The organism is Bacillus sp. JJ1122 (assembly GCF_036964885.1).
Lineage (GTDB): Bacteria > Bacillota > Bacilli > Bacillales > Cytobacillaceae > Mesobacillus.
Genome location: NZ_JBALQL010000023.1, coordinates 84344 through 108562, shown reverse-complemented (window position 1 = coordinate 108562; position 24219 = coordinate 84344). Strand labels below are relative to the sequence as shown.

Genomic DNA, 24219 nt, shown 5'->3' with positions numbered 1-24219 from the left:
CCTCAGTCAAAGCCATTCTGCTGGATATGGACTTTTATGAAGTGATTTAACCTGTACATACTTGCATATTAAGCACCATTATTTTAAAGATATCGATCTTATGTATATGTAAAAAGCATGCCCTGAATGGAGCATGCTTAAGCCAATTTTACTCAATATCCACATTGATTTCATAACGCGGCAAGGCTTTCGTCAGGTTCTTTTGAAGCGAGTTTTCAGCACTCGCCAGTTCCTTTTTGGATAGCCGATTATCAGGGTGGGCTGTCACATTCATGGTTCCACCATTGATCCAAATAGACCCAGGCTCAAAGCCTTGAGCAGAAATCACTTCTTTTGCTTTTTGGACATCCTGGGAAAAATTATGGCGGTTCTGATTATCGGTATTTGGCAGGTTCGGATTTTGGTCGCCCATTGTCATGTCATTGTCTTGATCTTTTGTAAAATTCGGCCCATCTCCGCCCCGAACGCCATTATCATTCGTTGTGAGGTCTTGTCCAGCGGTATCCTGGTTTTTGTCGTATGTCGATTCTGTGTTATCCTGGCCGCAGCCCGAAACGATTACCACTCCAAAAATAAGCATCATCAATATTTTTTTCATATTATGGCACCTCCCATCGTTATGTTGCCCAAAAGAAGGAGGAAGATGCTTTGAAAGTAGAAAATTAAGATGCTTGAGAATTAGAAATTGAATCAAGTTTCCAGCCATTAACGGCTATTAACACAAAAAAAGCCCACCCAACTCTCCAGGGCGGACTTATAAATAACAAATTATGATAAGCTTTCTGTTATTTTTTCAACTTTCAGCTCGTTTGGCGATTTTGGCACTTCATGATGGTGCCTGCAGCGCGGTTCATATGCTTCGGATGCCCCAACGAGAATGATGGGATCATCATAAGAGGCTGGCTTGTCGTTGATCAGACGCTGTGTACGGCTTGCTGGTGAACCGCAAACGGCACATACAGCCTGAAGCTTGGTCACATTTTCGGAAACAGCCATTAACGCTGGCATCTGGCCAAATGGCTCGCCGCGGAAATCCTGGTCAAGGCCTGCAACGATCACTCGATATCCGCTGTCCGCAAGATGCTGGACAACCTGAACGACTTCATTGTCAAAGAACTGTACTTCGTCAATAGCAATCACATCAATATCAGGGTTGATATGCTGGAAAATATCTGTAGAGTTGGCTATAGGCATTGCTGTAACAGCAGTCCCGTTGTGCGATACCACCGATTCTTCGCTGTAGCGGTTATCGATTTTCGGCTTAAAAACGGCAATATTCTGCTTGGCAAACTGTGTTCTGCGCACACGGCGGATCAACTCTTCCGATTTCCCAGAAAACATGCTGCCGCAAATCAATTCGATCCAACCGCTTTGTTTCATTACGTACATGGTCGGCCTCTCCTTCCTCGCTGGTTCAATTTCTGCATTTATTCGTTTAGATATTCATGTATTTAAAAGGCTAACCTTTTTTCAGCTTTTTCCATTATAACAAAAAAAAGTGCCAAATCCAGACTGAAAAAAGAAGTTCATTAAATTAAAATTTTTATAAAATCTATTTGTTATGTACCCGAGTACATCTAAATTAAGACAATAAAAAACAGGCAAGTCACAAAGCTTCTTGCCTGTTTTTTGAATTAGAATATTACTGTTGTTGGTCGTTCTTAAGGCCGTACTTCTTGTTGAAGCGGTCAACACGTCCGCCAGCTTCAGCAAACTTTTGACGTCCAGTATAGAAAGGATGGCACTCAGAGCAAGTTTCAACGCGAATCTCGTTCTTTACAGAACCAGTTTCAAATTCGTTTCCACATGCGCAAGTCACCTTAACTGTCTTGTAATTTGGATGAATTCCTGATTTCATTCTTTTCATCTCCTTCCGCCCTGAATCATATCCGAAACAGAGTTATAAATGACAGCAAATATAGTACTTGCTGTTTTTGTAAAAACACACTGTACTCAGTATAACAAGTACGTTTATTTTTTTCAAGTTTGTTTTACTTTCCATAAAAAGGGAGATGTAATAAAAATTAGGCTGTTGATTTTCGTTCCAGGCGCTAACACTCGATACGTCCTTCATTACAGCCAAAATTACATTACTGACGCTTTGTATTCCCCTTCATTTCCTCGCCAAGGACAGCGAAGAAATCTTCATTCGATTTTGACTGTCTTAATTTACGCAGGAATTTTTCCGCGAAGTCAGGAGAATCTGACATCGACTTGCGGATTGCCCATAGCTTATCAAGGTGATCCTTCGGAATAAGCAGTTCTTCCTTACGAGTTCCAGACCTGCGGATATCAATTGCCGGGAAGATCCTTCTTTCTGCAAGTGAACGGTCAAGATGGAGCTCCATGTTACCTGTTCCTTTGAACTCTTCATAAATGACATCGTCCATGCGTGAGCCTGTATCGACAAGCGCCGTTGCAAGGATCGTCAAGCTGCCGCCTTCTTCGATATTACGCGCGGCACCGAAAAAGCGCTTTGGACGGTGGAACGCTGCCGGGTCAATACCACCTGAAAGGGTACGCCCGCTTGGCGGGATGACAAGGTTATACGCACGCGCAAGGCGTGTGATGCTGTCCATCAGGATGATAACATCACGCTTGTGTTCAACGAGACGCATCGCTCTTTCAAGGACAAGTTCTGCAACCTTGATGTGGTTTTCAGGAACCTCATCGAAAGTCGAGCTGACAACATCGCCTGCTACCGATCTCTCTATGTCAGTTACCTCTTCAGGACGCTCATCAATCAACAGAACAATCAGTTCTGCTTCAGGATGGTTCGTTGTGATGCTGTTGGCAATTTCTTTTATCAGCATCGTTTTACCAGCCTTTGGTGGGGCAACGATCAAACCGCGCTGTCCGAACCCGACCGGCGCGAGGACATCCATGATTCTTGTAGAGACCTTATTATGGGTCGTCTCGAGTTTCATCTGGCGGTCAGGATATAGAGGCGTGAGTCCAGGGAAGTGTACCCTTTCCTTTGCAGATTCCGGGTCATCGCCATTCACTGCTTCTACCTGAAGCAAGCCAAAATAGCGTTCATTTTCCTTAGGAGGACGTACTTTTCCGGATACTTTATCGCCGTTTCTTAAATCAAAGCGACGGATCTGGGAAGCTGAAATATAAATATCCTCGGAGCTTGGCGAATAGTTGATCGGACGCAAGAAACCGAAGCCTTCCGATTGGATGATCTCCAGAACGCCTTCCATGAAGAAATAACCCTGCTGCTCGGCACGTGCTTTTAGGATCGCAAAAATCAGTTCTTTTTTTGACAATTTGCTGTAGTAAGAAACTTTATATTCCTTTGCAAGTTCATACAGCTCTTTTAATTTCATATTTTCTAAGCTTGAAATATTAACTTCCATAATGTCACCACGCCTTAAAATATTTCGTTTTCCTCCATAAAAAATAAAAAGAATTTAGATTTTAAAAGATATGGATGGAAAAAGAAGAAATGAGTTTCCCTTGAAGGATGTAAGAAGGAATTAATGAAGACTTTCTTTTGAATAAAGATGTGCTCTTGACGTTAAGTTATTGTTTATTTCCTCGAACTTTGTCCGTTTTTTTACGAAAAGAGCCTGGATGCAAGCAGTTTTTCGAAGTAAAAACAATTTTCATTTTACCCTTAATCAGGAAAAATAATCAATATATTTTTAAACTAGCTCCATTAATCATAGAGTGAGATTAATGGAGCTAGATTGAAAGGGTTTGCAATCATGGACAAAAAATGACTATTTCATCACAAAATGCGGCTTATGTTTCAGGCTGTGCTGGCCTTCAATAAAACGAACCGTACCTGATTTTGCACGCATTACTACGGAATGTGTTGAACCGTAAGAGCCTTTGAATTGAACGCCCTTCAGTAATTCACCGTCTGTAACGCCAGTTGCTGCGAAAATTGCGTCATCTCCGCGAACAAAGTCTTCCATGAGAAGAATTTTATTCACATCGATGCCCATCTTTTTGCAGCGTTCTAATTCTGCATCATTTTGAGGAAGCAATTTCCCCTGGATTTCTCCGCCGAGGCTTTTCAGTGCTACTGCAGCAATAACGCCTTCAGGTGCGCCGCCTGAACCAAAAAGGATGTCAACGCCTGTAGCATCAAACGCCGTATTAATCGCGCCGGCAACATCGCCATCATTAATCAGCTTGATCCTTGCACCTGCTTCGCGTAACTGTGCAATGATATGCTCATGGCGAGGACGATTTAACACAGTTGCCACGACATCTTCAATGTCTTTATTTTTCGCTTTTGCGACTGCCTTCAGGTTATCAAGAACGGAAGCATTGATATCAACCATTCCTACTGCTTCGGGTCCAACCGCAAGCTTATCCATATACATGTCCGGTGCGTGCAGCAAGTTGCCGTTATCTGCTACCGCTAATACAGCCAGTGCATTCCAGCCGCCTGATGCGACAATATTCGTTCCTTCCAGCGGATCAACTGCTACATCCACACGCGGGCCATAGCCTGTCCCAAGTTTTTCACCGATATACAGCATCGGTGCTTCGTCCATTTCCCCTTCTCCGATTACGACCGTGCCTTTCATCGGAATCGTATCAAAAACATCTCTCATTGCTGAAGTGGCAGCATCATCAGCCTCGTCTTTTTTACCACGGCCCATCCAGCGGGCTGAAGCAAGCGCCGCTGCTTCGGTTACGCGGACCAGCTCCATTGTTAAGCTACGTTCCATCGGATCCTCCCCTAATCATAAAAGCGCTAATACCCACTTGAAAATGTCTAGCTCCAGCACCTGGGTCCTCAGGTACAAAGACGACTCCGTCAATTCATCAGGACCCGTCTTAAGCCTGCCGGACTTGCACCGGAAGAGCTGACGTCGATCTCACCACGGGACGTGGCGAGATCGACAGCTGCCAAATATGCTATACTTTTTCACTTTTCGATAGGCATTAGTACTACTTTTTGTATTGTACAACTCCATTGTACTATACTTTTTATGATTTTTTTATCTCTTCTTGCTCTTCAGACGTCATATCTTCACGCCAAATTGTGGCACCCAGGCCATTCAGCTTTTCTACGATATGGCTATAGCCACGGTCGATATGGTCGACTCCAGTGATTTCCGTAACACCTTCAGCCATCAAACCGGCAATGACCAGGGCTGCGCCGGCGCGAAGGTCGCTGGCTTTCACCTTTGCTCCCTGAAGCTTAACAGGTCCACTGATGATGGCCGATCTGCCCTCTACTTTTATGTTGGCGTTCATTCTTCTAAGCTCATCGATATGCTTGAAGCGAGCACCGTAGATTGTATCGGTCACAACACTCGAACCCTCCGCTCTTGTCAGCAAAGAAGTAAAAGGCTGTTGCAGATCGGTGGGGAAACCTGGATAAACAAGGGTCTTAATATCTACTGGTTTATATTTATCGGCTGGACCAACAAAAATTTGCTCATCACTAGCCTCAATCTGAACTCCCATTTCCTTCAGCTTCGCAACGAGAGATTCAATGTGCTGAGGAATGACATTGTCGATCAGCACCCCTTCACCGATAGCCGCACCAAGAATCAGGTATGTGCCCGCCTCGATCCGGTCAGGAATGATCGTGTGGCGGCAGCCATGCAGCTCGTCTACGCCATCGATACGGATGACATCTGTACCTGCACCTTTGATCTTTGCTCCCATATTCGTGAGCAATGTCGCTACATCAATAATTTCCGGCTCTTTCGCCGCATTTTCAATGACGGTACGGCCCTTTGCACGTACAGCTGCAAGCATGATATTGATTGTTGCCCCTACGCTGACAACATCTAAATAAATCCTTGCACCACGAAGCTCGTCCGCTCGCAGGTAAATGGCACCCTGCTCATTCGTGACACTTGCTCCAAGGGCTTCGAAACCTTTTATATGCTGATCAATCGGCCTAGGTCCCAAATGACATCCGCCAGGAAGGCCAATGACAGCCTTTTTGAAACGACCAAGCATTGCTCCCATCAGGTAATACGATGCTCGCAGCTTTTTCACTTTTCCATTCGGCAAAGGCATGGAAATCATGGAAGACGGGTCAACCGTCATTTCATTGTTCGCGAACTCAACTGAACCGCCGATTTCCTCCATCAAATCTTTTAGCATATGAACATCGGAAATATCCGGCAAACCTTCAATGGTAACCGGTGATTCTGCTAAAATCGTCGCGGGGATCAAGGCTACTGCACTATTCTTGGCACCGCTGATCCGAACAGTTCCTTTCAATGGATAACCGCCTGCAATCTTAAGCTTTTCCATTTTTGACTCCCTTCTAAGCCGTGATATGTCAAGGTCAAGCTGGAGAAGCAAACAATGTGTCAGCTAAGACCGATTTAGGCTCGTCTATAATTAAAATTTACTCCGGAGTTATGAGGTACATTTTTCCAACAAATATAGTCAGATTCCGGCAGTTTTCTATTCCTCTAGTTTACACGATATTCCCAAAATCATGTAATAAAATGCAAAAAACTTCAAATTGGGTAAAAGTTCCTAAACCATGAATCAAACCCTTTAACGCTTTAAACCATCGGGGGTCTGACCCCCGATGCGGTAGTGCGATAAAGTGGTGGCTTATCCTCGGGAATTCCAGTCTTTTAAGAAGGCTTCGATTCCTTTGTCTGTTAGCGGGTGATTGAACATTTGCTGGATGACTTTGTAAGGAACGGTTGAGATGTGCGCTCCTCGCAATGCTGCATCCGTGACGTGCTGTGGATGGCGGATGGAAGCGGCAATGATTTCCGTTTCGATTCCGTGGATTGTGAAGATATCGGCGATCGTTGAAATCAAGTCAAGACCATTGTGGCCGATGTCATCCAATCTTCCGAGGAATGGGGAAACGTATGTAGCTCCTGCTCTTGCTGCAAGCAATGCTTGGTTCGCACTAAAAACGAGTGTTACGTTTGTTTTGATTCCCTCTTTTGAGAAAACAGAAACTGCCTTCAGGCCTTCTGAAGTCATAGGGACCTTAACTGTAATGTTTGGAGCGATTGCTGCAAGCTCCTTGCCCTCTTTGATCATTCCTTCTGCATCAAGCGCGATTACTTCTGCACTTACAGAACCAGGCACAAGCTCAGTGATTTCCTTCAAGCGGTCTTCAAAAGTAACATTCTTTTCCTTTGCTACAAGGGAAGGATTCGTGGTTACACCTGATAGAATTCCCAGTGCATAGGCCTCGCGAATTTCTTCCATATTGGCAGTATCGATAAAAAACTTCATTTGTAAACGCCTCCAGTCGACAAAATTTTCAATCACATTAAAATGGAATAAAACCGCCTTATAGTAAGGCGGTTTTAATTATAACAGAATTTATTGCTTTTACGCTTTGTTAGAAGAACCGAATTCGCGCATTTTGCCGATAACCGTTTCTTTGATCGCGTCGCGAGCAGGTCCAAGGTATTTACGTGGATCGTACTCTTCCGGCTTAGCAGCAAGAGTTTCACGGACTGCTTTAGCAGAAGCGATTTGGTTTTCAGTGTTAACGTTGATTTTAGCTGTTCCAAAAGAGATGGACTTCTGGATATCTTTAGTAGGAATTCCAGTTCCGCCGTGCAATACTAATGGTACACCAGCCGTTTTGTTGATTTCTTCCATTTCTTTGAAACCAAGATTTGGTTCACCTTTGTAAGGACCGTGAACAGAACCAAGTGCAGGAGCAAGGCAATCAATGCCTGTACGCTTCACTAGCTCTTCACACTCTTTAGGGTCAGCATAGATAACGCCAGCCGCAACTACGTCATCTTCCTGACCGCCAACAACTCCAAGTTCAGCTTCAACAGAAACTCCTTTTGAGTGAGCGTATTCTACAACCTTTGATGTAATTTCAACGTTCTCTTCGAAAGGACCGTGAGAAGCGTCGATCATAACAGAAGTGAATCCAGCGTCAATTGCTTCTTTACATTTATCGAAGCTTGAACCGTGGTCTAGGTGAATTGCGACAGGAACTGTGACTTTATAGTCCTCAAGTAAACCCTCTACCATTTTCACAACCGTTTTGAAGCCACCCATGTAACGTGCAGCACCTTCGGAAACACCAAGGATAACTGGTGATTTCTCAGCTTCTGCAGCTTGAAGAATCGCTTGAGTAAACTCAAGGTTATTTAAGTTGAATTGCCCGACAGCGTAGCCTTCCGCATTCGCTTTTTTCAGCATTTCAGTCATTGAAACTAATGGCATTGTTTTTCCTCCTTCGATATGATCATCTTCATTTTGACTTTGCTACCATTTTAAAGGTTTTCCTTCTCTGCAATTGTTTATGTACCCGAGAAAGGTTTCGCCAAAACGAATCTGATCCTGTGGAATTCATATGTATCATACCAAAAGAAATGCAGAAATGCCATTGTTCAACCCTTGTTTTTGCAAGTGTCATAAAAATGCTATAAAGCAAACGCTGCCAATAATTTGATTAATCTGTTAACTATTGTTTCAAATCGAAAAATTCCATTTTTATGAAATAAGATCTGTAGACAAGCCTGTTGATGTCGTTCCAGGCGCATCGCTTTAACTGAGCCATGAAATAAAAAAGTCCATCTTGATAGATTCAAGAGGGACTTCACTATGTATAAATGCAAGTTTTTTCTCTTACACAAATGACCGATATTTATTATGAAACTGTTTGCGAGTATTTTTTCACAGCTGCGCGGATATCATCGATATCAAAAGGCTTTGCAAAATGAGTGAGTGCTCCGAGGTCCATTGCTTCCTGGATCATATCCAGTTCCCCATATGCCGTCATGATGATGACACGGATGTCCGGCTCGATGACCTTCATTCTCTTAAGTATTTCAATTCCATCCATCCCAGGAATCTTCATATCCAATAGGACAAGATCTGGTGGATGCTTTTTAACGATATCCAGAGCCTGGACGCCATTTGCAGCCTGATATGTTTGATAACCTTCTTTTTGCAGCACTTCATTAAGTAGAATTCTGATGCCAAACTGGTCGTCAACAATAAGTATTTTTTCTTTCATGCCGCCTTTTCCCCCTAATAAGTCTTTTAGACAAATTTCAACTCGTTTGCGAATATTGCCTTGTGCAAAATGCTGGCGAAAATAGTCTTTATTTTAGATGTTGGTCCAGGAAACGCTCTTCGGTTCATCCCCAATTACATATTTCGTTAAGATAATTGAAATTCCTGCCATATATTTAAAGTTATTTTTCGACAGGACCTTTTACCTTCTCATTGTAGTCCTATATAATCAATATTGGCAAAGACGGAGGTGCTTTTATGTTAAAAATGTTTTCGACACAGTTAACTGGATTATTTAAAAGACTGCAGGAAAAAGAAGAGTATTCCATTGAAGATGGCGCACGCCTGCTGGCACAGGCTGCTGCAGGTCAGGGTAAAATTTATCTTTACGGAACACGTGAAATGCAGGCGATCGGGCTTGAGGCGGTTTACGGAGAGGAACCGTTGCAAACTGCCGCTATTTTAACAAATGAAATTGAATTGGAAGCAGCAGACCGCGTCTTGCTCGTAAGCCGTTATGCGAATGATGCAGAAGCGTTGGGGATCGCCCGCAATTTGCAGGAAAAAGGAATCCCGTTTGTGGCAATTTCCACCGTTCGCGGAGAAACGGATGGAGAAGGGCTTGATACCTTGGCAGACGTCCATATCGATTTGCGGATGACAAAGGGTTTGCTGCCGGATGATACTGGCAATAGAGTTGGCTACCCTACTTCCATTGCAGCACTATTTGTCTATTTCGGCTTGAAGTTCACGATTGAGGAGATATTGGAGGAGTACTAGTTACTTTTTTATTGGTGAAGGGTTCAACTGGTGAAATAATTGTTTCAACTGGTGAAAAACTATGTCCAACCGGTGATAAATCGATCAACTTGTATTAAATTAAAACCAACTTGTATTATCATCACCGCAACTGGTATTAAAACCGATTTTAGCCTTTTCAGCTCAAAATCGAAATGGTTTCAACAAGAATTCAGACATACTACCTCGTATAACGAATGCAACAAAAAAAGCCGGTACAGTTCCCTCACATTGAGGAATATTGTACCGGCTTTTGAATTTTATCGACGAGATTTGATTGAAGCTTCAATAAAGTCTCTGAATAATGGCTGCGGGCGTGTTGGTCTTGATGTGAATTCCGGGTGGAATTGGGACGCCAGGAACCATGGGTGATCTTTTAACTCGATGATCTCAACGAGGCGGCCGTCTGGGCTTGTACCAGAGAATAGGAAGCCTGCTTTTTCCATTGCCTGACGATATTCATTGTTGAACTCGTAACGATGGCGGTGGCGCTCATAAATGACTTCATCCTGGTAAGCAGCGTATGCCTTTGTATCTTCATCAAGCTTACATGGATATAATCCAAGGCGTAGTGTTCCGCCAAGGTCTTCGATATCCTTCTGCTCAGGAAGAAGGTCGATGATTGGATATGGCGTGCTTGGCATGATTTCTGCAGAGTGAGCATCCTTAAGCCCAAGAACATTACGGGCAAATTCAACTGATGCTAGCTGCATGCCAAGGCAGATTCCGAAGAATGGAACTTTGTTCTCGCGTGCGTATTGCGTAGCAAGGATTTTTCCTTCGATCCCGCGATCGCCGAAGCCGCCAGGGACAAGGATTCCGTCCACATCGTTAAGCAGTTCAACGACATTTTCAGCTGTTACTTCTTCAGAGTTAACCCATTTGATTTCAATATCGCTGTCAAATGCATAGCCAGCATGCTTTAATGATTCAACAACAGAAATGTACGCATCTTGAAGCTCAACATATTTACCTACAAGAGCGATTCTTGTTTTACCAGAAAGGTTTGTCACTTTCTCAACAAGCGCGTTCCACTCTGTCATATCGGCTTGACCGCAATCAAGCTTGAAGTGGTCGCATACAAGCTGGTCCATCTTCTGTTCCTGCAGTGCCAATGGGATAGAGTAAAGAGTATCCGCATCAGCTGCTTCAATAACAGCGTCCTTATCGATGTCACAGAAAAGAGCGATCTTATCTTTCATATCCTGTGAAATCGGCATTTCTGTACGAAGAACGATGATGTTTGGCTGAATGCCAAGACTGCGCAATTCTTTTACGCTGTGCTGAGTCGGTTTTGTTTTCATTTCGCCGGCAGCCTTGATGTAAGGTACCAATGTACAGTGGACGTACATGACATTGTCGCGGCCAACATCATTTTTAATCTGGCGGATTGCTTCAAGGAACGGCAATGATTCGATGTCCCCTACAGTACCGCCAATTTCTGTGATAACCACATCTGCACCTGTTTCTTTACCGGCGCGGAAAACGCGGTCCTTGATTTCATTTGTGATGTGCGGAATAACCTGAACTGTTCCGCCAAGGTAATCGCCGCGGCGTTCCTTTTTAAGAACCGTTGAGTAAATTTTTCCAGTTGTTACGTTGGAATATTTATTCAGATTGATATCAATGAAACGCTCATAGTGGCCAAGGTCCAAATCCGTTTCAGCACCATCGTCTGTAACGAATACTTCACCATGCTGATAAGGGCTCATTGTCCCTGGATCCACGTTAATGTATGGATCGAATTTCTGGATTGTCACGTTCATGCCCCTATTTTTCAGCAATCTGCCAAGGGATGCTGCTGTGATTCCTTTTCCAAGTGACGAAACTACGCCGCCTGTAACAAAAATATACTTTGCCATAATGTAATCCCCCTCATCAAACAGTTTGTACAATATGCACCTGTTTAATTGATTTATTAATAAATTTTTTACTCTTACGATGTGGCTCATTTAATGCTATTTTCCGTCCATGAGCCTATTCTCCGGGGAAAATAAAAAAAACGCCCCGCATACAAAGTATGGGGAGCGTTTTGTCGCTGTTTTAAATAATCGTCCTTTTTTAAGGAGCCCAAAAAGTATTCTACAGCCGGTCATACTAAAAGTCAAGCCGTGAATTACAGATCTTCGTCATCCTCTAAATCTTCATCTTCAAGAGGAAGATCTTCTTCTTCTTCTTCGTCGTCCAGTAATTCATCGTCATCGTCGAAGTCTTCAGTGTCTTCGATTTCATCGTCAATGTCGTCATCATCATCATCGTCGTCAAGTAAATCATCGTCTTCATCTTCGTCATCGAATTCGTCGACATCATCGTAGTCAAGTTCTTCCTCATCGATTTCGTCGAAGTCGTCGAGATCATCCTCATCAACTGCTTTCTTCGACTTCTTCTTCTTAGGCTTAACTGTAGTGACATTGTCCTCTTCCATTTGGTCAACAGGGTACCAAACACGCAGTCCCCAACGGGATTCTCCCTGTGACATGAATCGGCCATCTATGTTTAAATCTGTATAGAACTGAACCATTTTTTCAGTAACATCTGCTTCGCTCAGTTCAAGTACCTTAGTAATTTCATCCATTAATTCTTTGAATGTAACGGCTTGCTTCTTCTCTTTTAATAATTCGAATGCAGCTTCAATCAAAGACATTTCTTGAAGCTCTTCTTTTGAGTATTGTTTTAGACTCAACCTTCGCACTTCCTTTCTCTATTCCAGGCCTTACCCGGCCTTGCGTCCGATAACAAGGAAATTATCCCAGAATGCATATTCTACATTATAAACAAATTACAAACCTTTATGCTAGTTTAATCTGTCGTTTCTATCGCTTTTTTCGCTTTCTATCCCAGCCTCTTGATGAAGGGTACGCTGGTTCTTCTTTTTTTTCAATAGCTGGGTATAAGCCAGGTAAAAGAAAAAGATTGAGAGAAGAAAAAAAGGTATGGCACCGAGCTGACGCTGATATAGATAGTATGTGGCTGCAGCTGCTGTAGCTGCTCCTGCTGTAAGCAATACCAATCTCAATTCATTCACATCCTGCACTAGGTCGTATGTACCAACTCTAGTTGAGTTGCTTTTTGCTCTGATTTCGTCTTCGAAATGAGCCTATAGTTAGATTATATAAGATATGATGGAAAAATGTATGTAAAAGTTTTATAAAATCGTTTTTCTGCAATCGACGTAACATATAGAAATGCAGGAATGGCTTATAGTAAGCCTACAAGCCATCCTGTAATTGTGTCATATTTTTCTAGTTGTGTCCTACCTTTATTCACAAACTGCCCTTTTTTTAAACATTGAATGCGTTTTAAATTTTTACATATTCCTGCGGAACTGGCCGCCTACTTCATAGAGTGCTCTTGTGATTTGGCCAAGACTTGCAAATTTCACCGTCTCCATCAGCTCAGCAAAAATATTGCCTCCGCTTACTGCCGCTTCCTTCAGGCGTTTAAGTGCTTCTTCTGAATGATCCTTGTTCATACCCTTGAATGCTTCAAGATTGCGGATCTGTGTTTCTTTTTCTTCAGTCGTCGCTCTTGCAAGCTCCATGTTGTCGACTTCTTCCTCAGATGGAGGATTCGGATTCAGGTAAGTGTTCACACCGATAATCGGCAGTTCTCCAGAATGCTTCTTCATTTCATAATGCATGGATTCATCCTGGATTTTTCCGCGCTGGTACTGTGTTTCCATTGCGCCAAGCACGCCGCCGCGGTCATTGATCCGTTCGAACTCCTGAAGCACTGCTTCCTCTACCAAATCAGTTAACTCTTCAATGACGAATGCACCCTGCAGTGGATTTTCGTTTTTCGTCAATCCATGCTCCTTTGTGATAATCATTTGGATCGCCATCGCTCTGCGCACTGATTCCTCTGTAGGTGTCGTGATTGCCTCGTCATACGCATTTGTATGAAGCGAGTTGCAGTTATCATGCAGCGCCATCAATGCCTGAAGCGTTGTCCGGATATCGTTGAAGTCGATCTCCTGTGCGTGCAGCGAACGGCCTGAAGTCTGGATATGGTACTTCAGCTTTTGGCTGCGTTCATTTGCACCGTACTTATTTTTCATAACAGTTGCCCAAATGCGTCGGGCAACACGGCCAATCACAGAATACTCTGGGTCAAGGCCATTCGAGAAGAAGAAGCTCAAGTTTGGTGCAAAGTCATCGATCTTCATTCCTCTGCTCAAATAGTACTCAACATATGTGAAGCCATTCGACAGCGTGAATGCCAACTGGGAAATCGGGTTCGCCCCTGCTTCTGCTATATGGTAGCCAGAAATCGAAACAGAATAGTAGTTGCGCACCTTCTCATCGATAAAATACTGCTGGATATCGCCCATCATCCGCAATGCGAATTCAGTGGAGAATATGCACGTGTTTTGTCCCTGGTCTTCTTTTAAAATATCAGCCTGCACCGTGCCGCGGACCGTTTGCAGCGTCATTTCCTTAATCTGGCCAAACTCTTCATCATTAAGCGTGCGGCCAAGCTCGGCTGCCTTCTTTTCAACCTGCTGTTCAATCGCAGTGTTCATGAACATTGCTAAAATGATCGGAGCAGGACCGTTGATTGTCATCGAAACGGATGTGGATGGATGGCAAAGGTCAAAGCCTGCATACAGCTTCTTCATGTCATCAAGCGTACATACGCTAACGCCGCTCTCGCCAACCTTACCGTAAATATCAGGTCGGTAATCCGGATCTTCCCCGTACAGGGTTACGGAATCAAAGGCTGTGCTTAAGCGCTTTGCATTGTCATCTTTGGACAAGTAATGAAAACGGCGGTTCGTTCTTTCCGGCGTTCCTTCCCCAGCGAACTGGCGCTTTGGATCCTCGCCTTCTCGCTTGAACGGGAACACTCCTGCTGTATAAGGGAAGCTGCCCGGTACATTCTCAAGATATACCCAGCGTAAAATCTCGCCATAATCCTTGTATTTTGGCAATGCTACCTTTGGAATCATCAGGCCAGACAGGCTCTTCGTCTTCAATTCAGTGACTATTTCCTTGTCACGGATTTTCGTCACGAATTTATCAGCACTATACTTTTCCTTCAATGCTTCCCAGTTTTCGATGATATTTTTTGATACAGGAGTCAGCTTTTTCACAAGCTCTTCTTTCAATACTTCAAGGGATTGAAGGACTTCGCTGAATGTCCCGCTTTCTTTTACCGCTTCCATTGTTCCTTCGATCTGGAACAATCTGCGTGCAAGCTCAGCCTGTTCAGCAGCATGCTTATGGTAGCCGCGGACCGTCTCAGAAATCTCTCTCAAGTAATAACGGCGGTCGTTTGGAATAATGATGTTTTGCTTTTCAACCTTTGCATTTTTTGAAAAAGTTGTCGTCCAGTTCGTGCCCGCTTTTTCATTAATTTTATTGATAAGGTTAGCAAACAAAGCATTTGTGCCTGGATCGTTAAACTGGCTTGCAATGGTGCCGTATACAGGCATTTCATCCAGGTCTTTTTCCCATAGCAGATGGCTGCGCTGGTACTGCTTCTGCACCTGACGCTTCGCATCCTCAGAGCCCTTGCGCTCGAATTTGTTGATGACAATTAAGTCAGCGTAATCGATCATATCGATTTTCTCAAGCTGTGAAGGTGCGCCGAATTCACTTGTCATGATATACATTGAAACATCACACACTTCTGTGATTTCTGCGTCTCCCTGACCGATGCCGCTTGTTTCAACGATAACGAGGTCAAAGCCCGCAGCTTTTACAACATCGATTGCATCTTTAATCGCAAGCGATAGCTCGGATTTTGATTTCCTTGTCGCAAGGCTTCGCATATAAACGCGTGGAGAGAAAATCGCGTTCATACGGATTCGGTCGCCAAGCAGCGCCCCGCCTGTCTTTTGCTTTGTCGGATCTACGGATAAAATCGCTACGCGTTTTTCAGGAATTTCATTGATGAAGCGTCTGATCAATTCATCTGTCAACGAGCTTTTTCCCGCGCCGCCAGTACCTGTGATCCCAACTACAGGAACGGATTTCGTCATCGTCTTCACTTTTTCCATTAAGCTTTCCACTGCCGCAGCTGTTTCTTTTTCAGTGCCTACCTGCTGCTCTGCAAGCGTAATCAGCTTCGCAACAGCATTCGGGTCACCTGACTCAAGCTTTTCGATTTCCTCGACACCTTCTGCAGTCACTGTCGGGAAATCGCATTCTTTGATCATTTGCTCAATCATGCCATTAAGGCCATACTTCCTGCCATCTTCCGGAGAAAAAATGCGTGCGATCCCGTATTCATGCAGCTCTTTTATTTCCCGAGGAATGATGACACCGCCGCCACCGCCATAAATTCTGATGTGGCCAGCACCTTTTTCCTTTAAAAGATCATACATGTATTTAAAATATTCCACGTGCCCGCCCTGGTAGGAAGAAATCGCAATCCCTTGTGCATCCTCCTGGATAGCGGCATTCACAACCTCTTCTACGGAACGGTTATGCCCGAGGTGGATGACCTCAGCACCGAGTGATTGAAGAATCCTTCTCATGATATTGATTGAGGCATCATGGCCGTCAAATAAACTTGAAGCTGTCACAAAGCGAATATGATTTTTTGGCTTATACGTTTCCGGCATAATCATTCTGCTCCCCCTGTTCTTAATTTCATTTCCGATCCCTTTATCCCCCTGAAAAGCAGTTCAGTTTGCAGTTCTGTGTATTCTTCAAGCGTATACAGCCTCTGCAGTGCCCAGCGGCGGAATCCCCACATTTGCCCCTGGACAAAAATATCGTGCGCAATGATTTTGACCTGCTTTTCATCCAAAACCAGCTCGCCATTTTCGACGCAGCGCTGGATGACGTCTTCAAACATGGCCACCATTTCAATTTCTTTTTTCAGCACATACGGAAGTGCATCCTTTGTCAGCGATTTTACTTCCTGGTACATGACGAGCACTTCGTCCTGCAAGTCATCCATTACCTTGAAGTAGTTGGCGATTCCCACCTTCAGACTTTCAAGCGTTCCCTGGTTCGTATCCAGGTTTTCCTGAAGCCTGTCACGAACCTCGTCGTAGATGCTGTCGCAGACTAGATAAAGGACATCTTCCTTCGTGCGGATATATTCATAAAGGGTACCGATGCTAAAGCCTGAAGCCCGGGCAATCTCCCTGGTCGTCGTACGGTGAAAGCCCTTCTGCTTGAAAAGGGTAACGGCCCCTTTGATCATCTGGTCGCGCCTCTTTTTCACAAGGCGCTCATCTTTTACCGATGCCTGCACTTCTCGCTTTTTCATCACTTCTCTACCCGCCTTGTTCCGATTTTTCCAAAGGCCTTATTTTGTCAGCATACGTGAAATAACCAGGCGCTGGATTTCCTGTGTTCCTTCGTAAATCTGCGTGATTTTCGCGTCGCGCATAAAACGTTCCACTGGATAATCCTTTGTATAGCCATAACCGCCGAATACCTGGACAGCTTCAGTAGTTACCTTCATCGCAGTGTCGCCGGCAAACAATTTGGACATGGCAGATTCCTTGCCGTATGGAAGACCTTCAGACTCCAGCCATGCAGCCTGGTATGTTAATAGTCTTGCAGCTTCAACGGATGTAGCCATGTCCGCGAGCTTGAAGCCGATTCCCTGGTTAGCAGCAATAGGCTTGCCGAATTGCTGACGCTCTTTTGCATAATCAACCGCTGCATCAAGCGCGCCCTGCGCAATACCAACTGCCTGCGCTGCAATCCCGTTACGTCCGCCATCAAGTGTCATCATCGCGACTTTGAAGCCATCACCGACTTCACCAAGGATGTTTTCTTTTGGAACGCGGCAGTCTTCAAAAATGATCTCAGTTGTTGGAGATGAACGAATTCCTAGCTTTTTCTCCTTCTTGCCGACGGAGAAGCCTGGGAAACTGCTTTCTACGATGAACGCAGTTGTTCCTTTATGCTTGCTTGATGGATCTGTTAAAGCGAAAACGACATAAATGTCAGCTACGCCGCCGTTTGTGATGAAGATTTTAGATCCGTTCAGCACATAGTGATCGCCGTCTTCTTTAGCAGTCGTTCTCATTGCACCTGCATCTGAACCGCTTCCTGGTTCAGTAAGGCCGTAGGCACCAATGCTTTTGCCTTCCGCCATTGGTCTCAAGTATTTTTGCTTTTGTTCTTCATTGCCGAATTTAAAAATCGGCCAGCCTGCAAGTGAAGTGTGCGCTGAAAGCATTACGCCTGTAGATGCACACACGCGGGACAATTCTTCCACAGCGATGCAGTAAGCAAGATAGTCACTGCCAATTCCGCCGTACTCTTCAGGCCAAGGAATCCCAGTAAGGCCAAGCTCAGCCATTTTGTCAAAAATCTCACGGTCAAAGCGTTCTTCCTCGTCACGCTCAGCAGCTGTCGGTGCCACTTCATTCTTCGCAAAATCACGGACCATTTTTCTGATCATGTCATGTTCTTCGGATAATCTAAAGTTCATTTGTTACTCCTCCGTTTCGATATCTTCTCTATTTTTTGGGGTTTGTTAAACACGGCTGTTGATTTTCGTTCCAGGCGCTTCGCTTTCCGCGTGGCTGGCGCGAGTCTTCGCGCCTTCCACTACAATCAACAAGGTTTAAAAATCAACATTCAGCTTTAACAGAGCTTTTTTTAAAAGAAAATAAATCTATAAGATATTTAATTAAGCATTTCGATTACAACTGCTTGCTAATAACAATTTTCTGGATTTCGCTCGTGCCCTCGTAAATTTCAGTGACTTTTGCGTCACGGAAAAAGCGTTCAACCGGATATTCTTTCGTATAGCCATAGCCGCCGAATACCTGGATCGCTTCTGTTGCTACTTCTACAGCTGTCCTCGAAGCAAAAAGCTTTGCCATCGATGCTTCCAGGCCACATTTTTGCCCTTCTGAACGAAGCTGGGCTGCGCGATAGATTAATAGTTTTGCAGCTTCAACGGATGTAGCCCTATCGGCAAGCTTGAAGCCGATGCCCTGCTGAGCAGCGATTGGTTTTCCGAACTGCTGTCTATCCTTTGCATATTCCGTTGCTGCCTCTAATGCCGCTTCCGCAATTCCCAGCGCCTGTGCAGCAATGCCGATCCGGCCGGAATCGAGGTTACTCATCGCGATTTTAAAGCCTTCACCTTCCTGGCCAAGCAGGTTTTCTTCAGGTACCATCATGTCTTCAAATGTAAGCTGGACAGTACGTGAACCGTAGAGCCCCATTTTGTGCTCGTCTTTGCCGACGATGAAGCCCGGAGTGTCCTTTTCAACGATAAAAGCCGACACACCCTTTGTACCTGCTTCCGGATTTGTGTTAGCAAAGACAATATAAACATCTGCTTCGCCGCCATTCGTAATGAACACCTTCGAGCCGTTCAATACATAATGGCCATCCTTCTTTATCGCTCGCGTTTTCAGGCTTGCCGCATCCGAACCAGCGCTCGGTTCTGTGAGGCAGAATGCCCCAAGGTATTCACCAGCAGCTAGCTTTGGTACGTATTTCTGCTTTTGCTCTTCTGTTCCAAAATATAAAATCGGGTTCGTGCCTACTGATGTATGGACAGACAGGATGACACCAACCGTCGCGCTCACCTTCGAAATTTCATGGATGGCGATGATATATGAGATAAAGTCCATCTCCGAGCCGCTGTACTGCTCAGGAACCGGAATCCCCATCAATCCAAGTTCGCCCATCTTCTTTAAGATCTCCTTAGGGAACTCGCCTTCCTCCATCTTCTCAACAAACGGCGCAATCTCACTCTGAGCAAAATCACGCACCATCTTCCGCATCATATCCTGCTCTTCCGTAAACCTAAGATTCATACTCCAACCTCCTTTAGCGCTTTAAAGCCCCGGGGGTCTGACCCCCAGCACTTCACCGCATCACCGCATCGGGGGTCTGACCCCCAGTGCTTTAATGTGTTAATGTGATTTATTGGTATGTGTAGAAGCCGCGCCCTGATTTTTTTCCTAGCCAGCCTGCTTTTACGTATTTTCTTAGCAGCGGGCATGGGCGGTACTTGTCGTCGCCGAAGCCTTCGTGCAGTGTTTCCATGATGTAGAGGCATGTGTCGAGGCCGATGAAATCTGCCAGCGTCAGCGGGCCCATTGGATGGTTCATGCCGAGCTTCATGACTTCATCGATCGCTTCCTTCGTTGCAACGCCTTCATACAACGTGTAGATTGCTTCATTGATCATCGGCATCAGGATGCGGTTTGATACGAAGCCAGGAAAATCATTTACCTCTACAGGCACCTTTTCCAACGTTTTCGTAATGTCCTCGATTGTTTGATAGACTTCATCAGCAGTTGCAAGTCCACGGATGATTTCAACCAGCTTCATCACCGGAACCGGGTTCATGAAGTGCATGCCGATCACTTTCTCCGGACGTTTAGTAGCCGCGGCGATTTCCGTAATCGGCAAGGATGAAGTATTAGAAGCAAGAATCGCATGTGCTGGAGCAATTTCATCCAGCTGGGCGAATATCTTTGCCTTGATGTCCATGTTTTCCACTGCCGCTTCAATGACAAGGTCGACTTTTCCAGCATCCTGTAAGTCATGTGAAGAAGTAATTCTGCCAACAATCTCATCCAGTTGGTCACCAGTCATCCGGCCTTTCTCGACCTGGCGGTTAAGGTTCTTCTTGATTCCAGTCAATCCTCGTTCGACGAATTCAGCTTTAAGATCATTCAATAACACGCTGTATCCTGCCTGCGCGCATACCTGGGCAATCCCTGAACCCATTTGGCCTGCACCGATTACCATAATTGTTTGAACACTCATCGTTTCTCCCCCTGCTTCAGATAAAATTCATATCAACGGAGGACAGTATCAAACTGCCCTCCCAATCACCATTCCAAATCCAATTATTAATCCAGAAGCCTATTGATTAGGAACCTCGATCATCACCGCGTCTCCCTGGCCACCACCGCTGCAGATCGCCGCAATGCCGACCCCGCCACCGCGGCGCTTCAGTTCATGCATCAAGGTAAGGATGATGCGCGCCCCACTCGCTCCAATCGGGTGTCCAAGCGCAACCGCACCACCGTTCACATTGACCTTCTCAGGATCAAGGTTCGCGATGCGTCCGCTCGTTAAAGCAACCGCTGCAAAGGCTTCATTGATTTCAAAAAGATCAATTTCCTCAAGGGATTTCCCTGTTTTTTTCAACAGCTCGTTAATCACCAATCCAGGAGTCTTCGGGAAATCCTTCGCTTCAGTCGCAATCGCTGCATGACCAAGAATGACTGCCTGTGGTGTTTTGCCTTCACGCTGGGCACGCTCTTCACTCATCAGCACGAGGGCCGCCGCACCGTCATTGACTCCTGGTGCATTGCCGGCCGTGATCGTACCATCCGAATTGAATACGGATCCCAGCTTCGCAAGCTTTTCCAGTGAAGTATCCTTCCTTGGCGATTCATCATGCTCGACAAGAACCGGATTGCCTTTTCGCTGTGGCACTTCAACAGGAACAATTTCTTCAGCAAACTTTCCTGCTTCAATTGCTTCAATTGCCCTTTGATGGCTGCGGTATGCCCACTCGTCCTGCTCCTCGCGGCTGATTTCCAATTCTTTTGCGACTTCGTTACCGTATGTGCCCATATGCACGCCTTTGAAGCTGCAAGTCAAGCCATCGTGAATCATCAAGTCCTTCACCTGGCCATCGCCCATTCTTAATCCCCAGCGCGCCTTTGGCAGAAGGTACGGTGCGTTGCTCATCGATTCCATTCCGCCTGCGACAATGACTTCCTCGTCTCCTGCACGGATGATCTGGTCGCCAATCGTCAAGCTGCGCATACCAGAAGCACATACCTTATTGACCGTTTCCGTCTTCACTTCCCAAGGGAGACCTGCTTCTCTCGCTGCCTGTCGTGAAGGAAGCTGCCCCTGCCCTCCCTGAAGCACAGTTCCAAGAATGACCTCGCCTACTTCCTCAGGAGTAACACCTGCGCGTGCCAGCGCTTCTTTTACTGCGATACCGCCAAGCTGGCCTGCAGTAAAACCGCTCAGCGCTCCCCCAAGCTTGCCGAAAGGTGTTCTTGCCCCTGCTAAAATGACTGTTTTACCCATGATCATCTCTCCCCTGCTAATCTATTAATTAGTGAAAAAAGTAAGTCCATATCCACGAAGCTTGATGATGACTGAACGCTCGCTCGATAACTAGCTAAAAAAATAAACTTTTAAATGAAATGTAAAAATTGAAGAATTTCTAAGAGGTTGATTTGCCGATTCGGCATCCAAAGATGTAAGCGCTTTATCATACTATTCATTTTACTTTAAAAATAGTAGAAATTGAAACACTTTGCTAAAAATTCAAACAGATTCATCGAATTTTTCATGTGAGTCAACTTCTACTATTTAGGTGTTAGTATTGATTCATCTTATGATACGAGTGGTTTTAGTTCTCCAAAAACTGATTTTTCAAGCAGCTCTGCTACGTCCAAAGTATCGACGTTTTCTTCTACTTCCTTTGCCTTCGTTCCATCTGAAAGCATCGTTAAGCAGTATGGACATCCGGAGCTGATGACGGAAGGATTCACTGATAATGCCTGTTCTGTACGGGCAACGTTGATCCTGTGCCCTGTTTCTTCTTCCATCCACATCAAGCCGCCACCGGCGCCGCAGCACATTGCAGTATCGCGGTTTCGTTCCATTTCCTTCAAAGTTACCCCAGGAATTGCCTTTAAAATATCACGAGGTGCGTCATAGACCTCATTGTATCTTCCAAGGTAGCAAGAATCATGGAAAGTAATGGTCTCATTCAATGCATGCTTCGGAACAAGTCTTCCTTCCTTCACTAACTGTGCAAGAAGTTCTGTATGATGATAAACTTCCGCCTCAAGCCCGAAGTCAGGATATTCATTCTTAAAGATATTGTATGCGTGAGGGTCAATCGTAACGATTTTCTTCACTTCATTTTTTTCAAATTCTTCGATATTTTTTGTCGCAAGCTCCTGGAATAAGAACTCATTGCCAAGGCGGCGCGGTGTATCGCCGGAGTTCTTTTCCTTGTTTCCAAGGATCGCAAACTTAACGCCTGCTTCGTTCAGAAGCTTAGCGAATGATAGGGCGATCTTTTGGCTGCGATTGTCATAGGAACCCATCGCGCCAACCCAGAATAAGTATTCAAACTCTTCGTCCGCTTTTTTCAATTCTTTTACCGTTGGAACAACGACATCGTCGCGAAGCTCGCGCCAGTCTTCTTTTTCCTTGCGGTTCAAGCCCCAAGGGTTGCCCTGGCGCTCGATATTCGTCATTGCACGCTGTGCGTCACCATCCATTTTGCCTTCTGTTAATACAAGGTAACGACGAAGGTCGATGATCTTGTCAACATGCTCATTCATAACTGGACATTGGTCTTCACAGTTACGGCATGTCGTACAAGCCCAGATTTCCTCTTCTGTGATGACATCCCCAATCATGCTTGGGCTGTAGGCAAGACCTGCAGCAGCTTCATTTGCCCCCTGGCCAGCAGCTGCCAATGCAATCTGATTGCCCTTGGTGTTTGAAAAAGCAAAAGTTGGCACCCATGGCTGCTTGGAAGTGACAGCAGCACCGTGCAGTGTTAAATGGTCACGGAGCTTGACGATCAAATCCATTGGTGACAGCATTTTGCCTGTGCCAGTTGCCGGACACATATTCGTACAGCGGCCGCATTCAACGCAGGCATAGAAATCGATCATTTGTTCATAATTGAAATCGGTGATTTTACCGGCACCGAAAGTTTCCTGAGTCTCGTCTTCAAAATCAATCTTTTTAATCTTTCCTGGAGAATCGACCTTAGTCAAATACACATTGGCAGGACCTGCGAGTAAGTGCGCGTGCTTCGATTGCGGCACGTACACGAGGAATGCTAGCAGGAACAGCAAGTGAATCCACCATGCGATATAGAAAACCGTGATGGCTGCCGCCTCAGGAATTCCCCTGAATGCGGTTGCAATCAGTGAAGCAACTGGCTCTGTCCATGTGCCTTCATGCCCATGCCAGATCATGCCCATCCCATTGCCAAGAAGCACAGAAAGCATCAATCCGCCGATAAACAATAGAACAAGACCGTTTTTAAAGCCGCGCTTCAAACGGACAAGCTTTTCAACATAACGGCGGTAAAATGCCCATACGACTGCAACAAGGATCGTCAATGTCACGATTTCCTGGAAAAACGTGAAGCCTGGATACAGAGGTCCAAGCGGCAGATGAGAGCCTGGGTTCAAGCCCTTCCAAATAAAATCAATTGCCCCGAACTGGACAAGAATGAATCCATAAAAAAACATAACGTGGATAATACCGCTTTTTTTGTCTTTCAAAAGTCTTTTCTGGCCAAATACATGTACCCAGATTCTTCTTACACGTTCTTTTACATCATCATCAAACTCCGACTTTTTGCCGAGCTTGATGTATTCAATTCTCGTTTTGACCACATAAACGAACAAACTGACTGCGTAAGCGGTTACAAGCAAGAACGCGATAAGATTGATCCAAAGCAGACCGTTCATAAAATCGTTTACCCCTTTCGATGCTATTTTGTTGGATGAAAATTTCTAAACAA

At 45.0% G+C, this 24219-nt stretch carries 20 protein-coding genes; 1 reads left to right on the top strand and 19 read right to left on the bottom strand.

Annotated elements, in window-relative coordinates; translation table 11 throughout:
* Positions 1–148 precede the first annotated feature (148 nt).
* The 9 genes from V7201_RS13650 to V7201_RS13610 all read right to left on the bottom strand — a co-directional run bounded on the left by V7201_RS13650 (position 149) and on the right by V7201_RS13610 (position 8950).
* The gene (locus V7201_RS13650; protein WP_335377292.1) at positions 149–598 is read right to left on the bottom strand and encodes a hypothetical protein; all 450 of its coding nucleotides are present in this window, start codon (positions 596–598) and stop codon (positions 149–151) included.
* Between the two features lie 170 nt (positions 599–768).
* Positions 769–1389, bottom strand: coding sequence for a thymidine kinase (locus V7201_RS13645; protein WP_335377291.1), 621 nt, complete (start codon positions 1387–1389; stop codon positions 769–771).
* 253 nt (positions 1390–1642) lie between these two features.
* Positions 1643–1858, bottom strand: coding sequence for a 50S ribosomal protein L31 (gene rpmE, locus V7201_RS13640; protein WP_335377290.1), 216 nt, complete (start codon positions 1856–1858; stop codon positions 1643–1645).
* Between the two features lie 232 nt (positions 1859–2090).
* Positions 2091–3365 (bottom strand): transcription termination factor Rho, encoded by a 1275-nt coding sequence (gene rho / locus V7201_RS13635; RefSeq protein ID WP_335377394.1) that lies wholly within the window; start codon positions 3363–3365, stop codon positions 2091–2093.
* Positions 3366–3728: 363 nt separating this feature from the next.
* Positions 3729–4691 carry a class II fructose-bisphosphatase gene (gene glpX / locus V7201_RS13630; RefSeq protein ID WP_335377289.1) on the bottom strand — a complete coding sequence of 321 codons (963 nt, stop codon included), beginning with the start codon at positions 4689–4691 and terminating at the stop codon, positions 3729–3731.
* Positions 4692–4953: 262 nt separating this feature from the next.
* Positions 4954–6240 carry a UDP-N-acetylglucosamine 1-carboxyvinyltransferase gene (locus tag V7201_RS13625; protein WP_335377288.1) on the bottom strand — a complete coding sequence of 429 codons (1287 nt, stop codon included), beginning with the start codon at positions 6238–6240 and terminating at the stop codon, positions 4954–4956.
* Between the two features lie 312 nt (positions 6241–6552).
* Positions 6553–7197, bottom strand: a complete 645-nt coding sequence (gene fsa / locus V7201_RS13620; RefSeq protein ID WP_335377287.1) for a fructose-6-phosphate aldolase — start codon at positions 7195–7197, stop codon at positions 6553–6555.
* Positions 7198–7296: 99 nt separating this feature from the next.
* Positions 7297–8154: a class II fructose-bisphosphate aldolase gene (locus tag V7201_RS13615; protein WP_335377286.1), complete on the bottom strand. Its 858-nt coding sequence runs from the start codon at positions 8152–8154 to the stop codon at positions 7297–7299.
* Between the two features lie 427 nt (positions 8155–8581).
* Positions 8582–8950: a response regulator gene (locus V7201_RS13610; RefSeq protein ID WP_207501374.1), complete on the bottom strand. Its 369-nt coding sequence runs from the start codon at positions 8948–8950 to the stop codon at positions 8582–8584.
* 257 nt (positions 8951–9207) lie between these two features.
* Between V7201_RS13610 and V7201_RS13605 the strand changes: the two genes are divergently transcribed.
* On the top strand, positions 9208–9729 hold the full coding sequence (locus V7201_RS13605; RefSeq protein WP_335377285.1) for a DUF2529 domain-containing protein: 522 nt from the start codon (positions 9208–9210) through the stop codon (positions 9727–9729).
* A gap of 278 nt (positions 9730–10007) precedes the next feature.
* Here the strand turns inward: V7201_RS13605 and V7201_RS13600 are convergent, their stop codons facing one another.
* The 10 genes from V7201_RS13600 to V7201_RS13555 all read right to left on the bottom strand — a co-directional run bounded on the left by V7201_RS13600 (position 10008) and on the right by V7201_RS13555 (position 24166).
* Complete coding sequence (locus tag V7201_RS13600; protein WP_335377284.1) at positions 10008–11609, bottom strand: CTP synthase; 1602 nt, start codon at positions 11607–11609, stop codon at positions 10008–10010.
* A gap of 254 nt (positions 11610–11863) precedes the next feature.
* Positions 11864–12430 carry a DNA-directed RNA polymerase subunit delta gene (gene rpoE / locus V7201_RS13595; protein ID WP_335377283.1) on the bottom strand — a complete coding sequence of 189 codons (567 nt, stop codon included), beginning with the start codon at positions 12428–12430 and terminating at the stop codon, positions 11864–11866.
* A gap of 111 nt (positions 12431–12541) precedes the next feature.
* Positions 12542–12763, bottom strand: coding sequence for a hypothetical protein (locus V7201_RS13590; protein ID WP_335377282.1), 222 nt, complete (start codon positions 12761–12763; stop codon positions 12542–12544).
* A gap of 291 nt (positions 12764–13054) precedes the next feature.
* On the bottom strand, positions 13055–16315 hold the full coding sequence (gene icmF, locus V7201_RS13585) for a fused isobutyryl-CoA mutase/GTPase IcmF (RefSeq protein WP_335377393.1): 3261 nt from the start codon (positions 16313–16315) through the stop codon (positions 13055–13057).
* A 2-nt stretch (positions 16316–16317) separates the two neighbouring features.
* Positions 16318–16971 carry a TetR/AcrR family transcriptional regulator gene (locus V7201_RS13580; RefSeq protein WP_335377392.1) on the bottom strand — a complete coding sequence of 218 codons (654 nt, stop codon included), beginning with the start codon at positions 16969–16971 and terminating at the stop codon, positions 16318–16320.
* Positions 16972–17010: 39 nt separating this feature from the next.
* Positions 17011–18150 (bottom strand): acyl-CoA dehydrogenase, encoded by a 1140-nt coding sequence (locus V7201_RS13575; RefSeq protein ID WP_335377281.1) that lies wholly within the window; start codon positions 18148–18150, stop codon positions 17011–17013.
* 214 nt (positions 18151–18364) lie between these two features.
* Positions 18365–19495, bottom strand: a complete 1131-nt coding sequence (locus tag V7201_RS13570) for an acyl-CoA dehydrogenase (protein WP_335377280.1) — start codon at positions 19493–19495, stop codon at positions 18365–18367.
* A gap of 109 nt (positions 19496–19604) precedes the next feature.
* Positions 19605–20456 carry a 3-hydroxybutyryl-CoA dehydrogenase gene (locus tag V7201_RS13565; RefSeq protein WP_335377279.1) on the bottom strand — a complete coding sequence of 284 codons (852 nt, stop codon included), beginning with the start codon at positions 20454–20456 and terminating at the stop codon, positions 19605–19607.
* Positions 20457–20555: 99 nt separating this feature from the next.
* Positions 20556–21743, bottom strand: a complete 1188-nt coding sequence (locus V7201_RS13560) for an acetyl-CoA C-acetyltransferase (protein WP_335377278.1) — start codon at positions 21741–21743, stop codon at positions 20556–20558.
* Positions 21744–22054: 311 nt separating this feature from the next.
* Entirely contained in the window at positions 22055–24166 is a 2112-nt protein-coding gene (locus V7201_RS13555; protein WP_335377277.1) for a (Fe-S)-binding protein, read from the bottom strand.
* Positions 24167–24219: the final 53 nt, after the last annotated feature.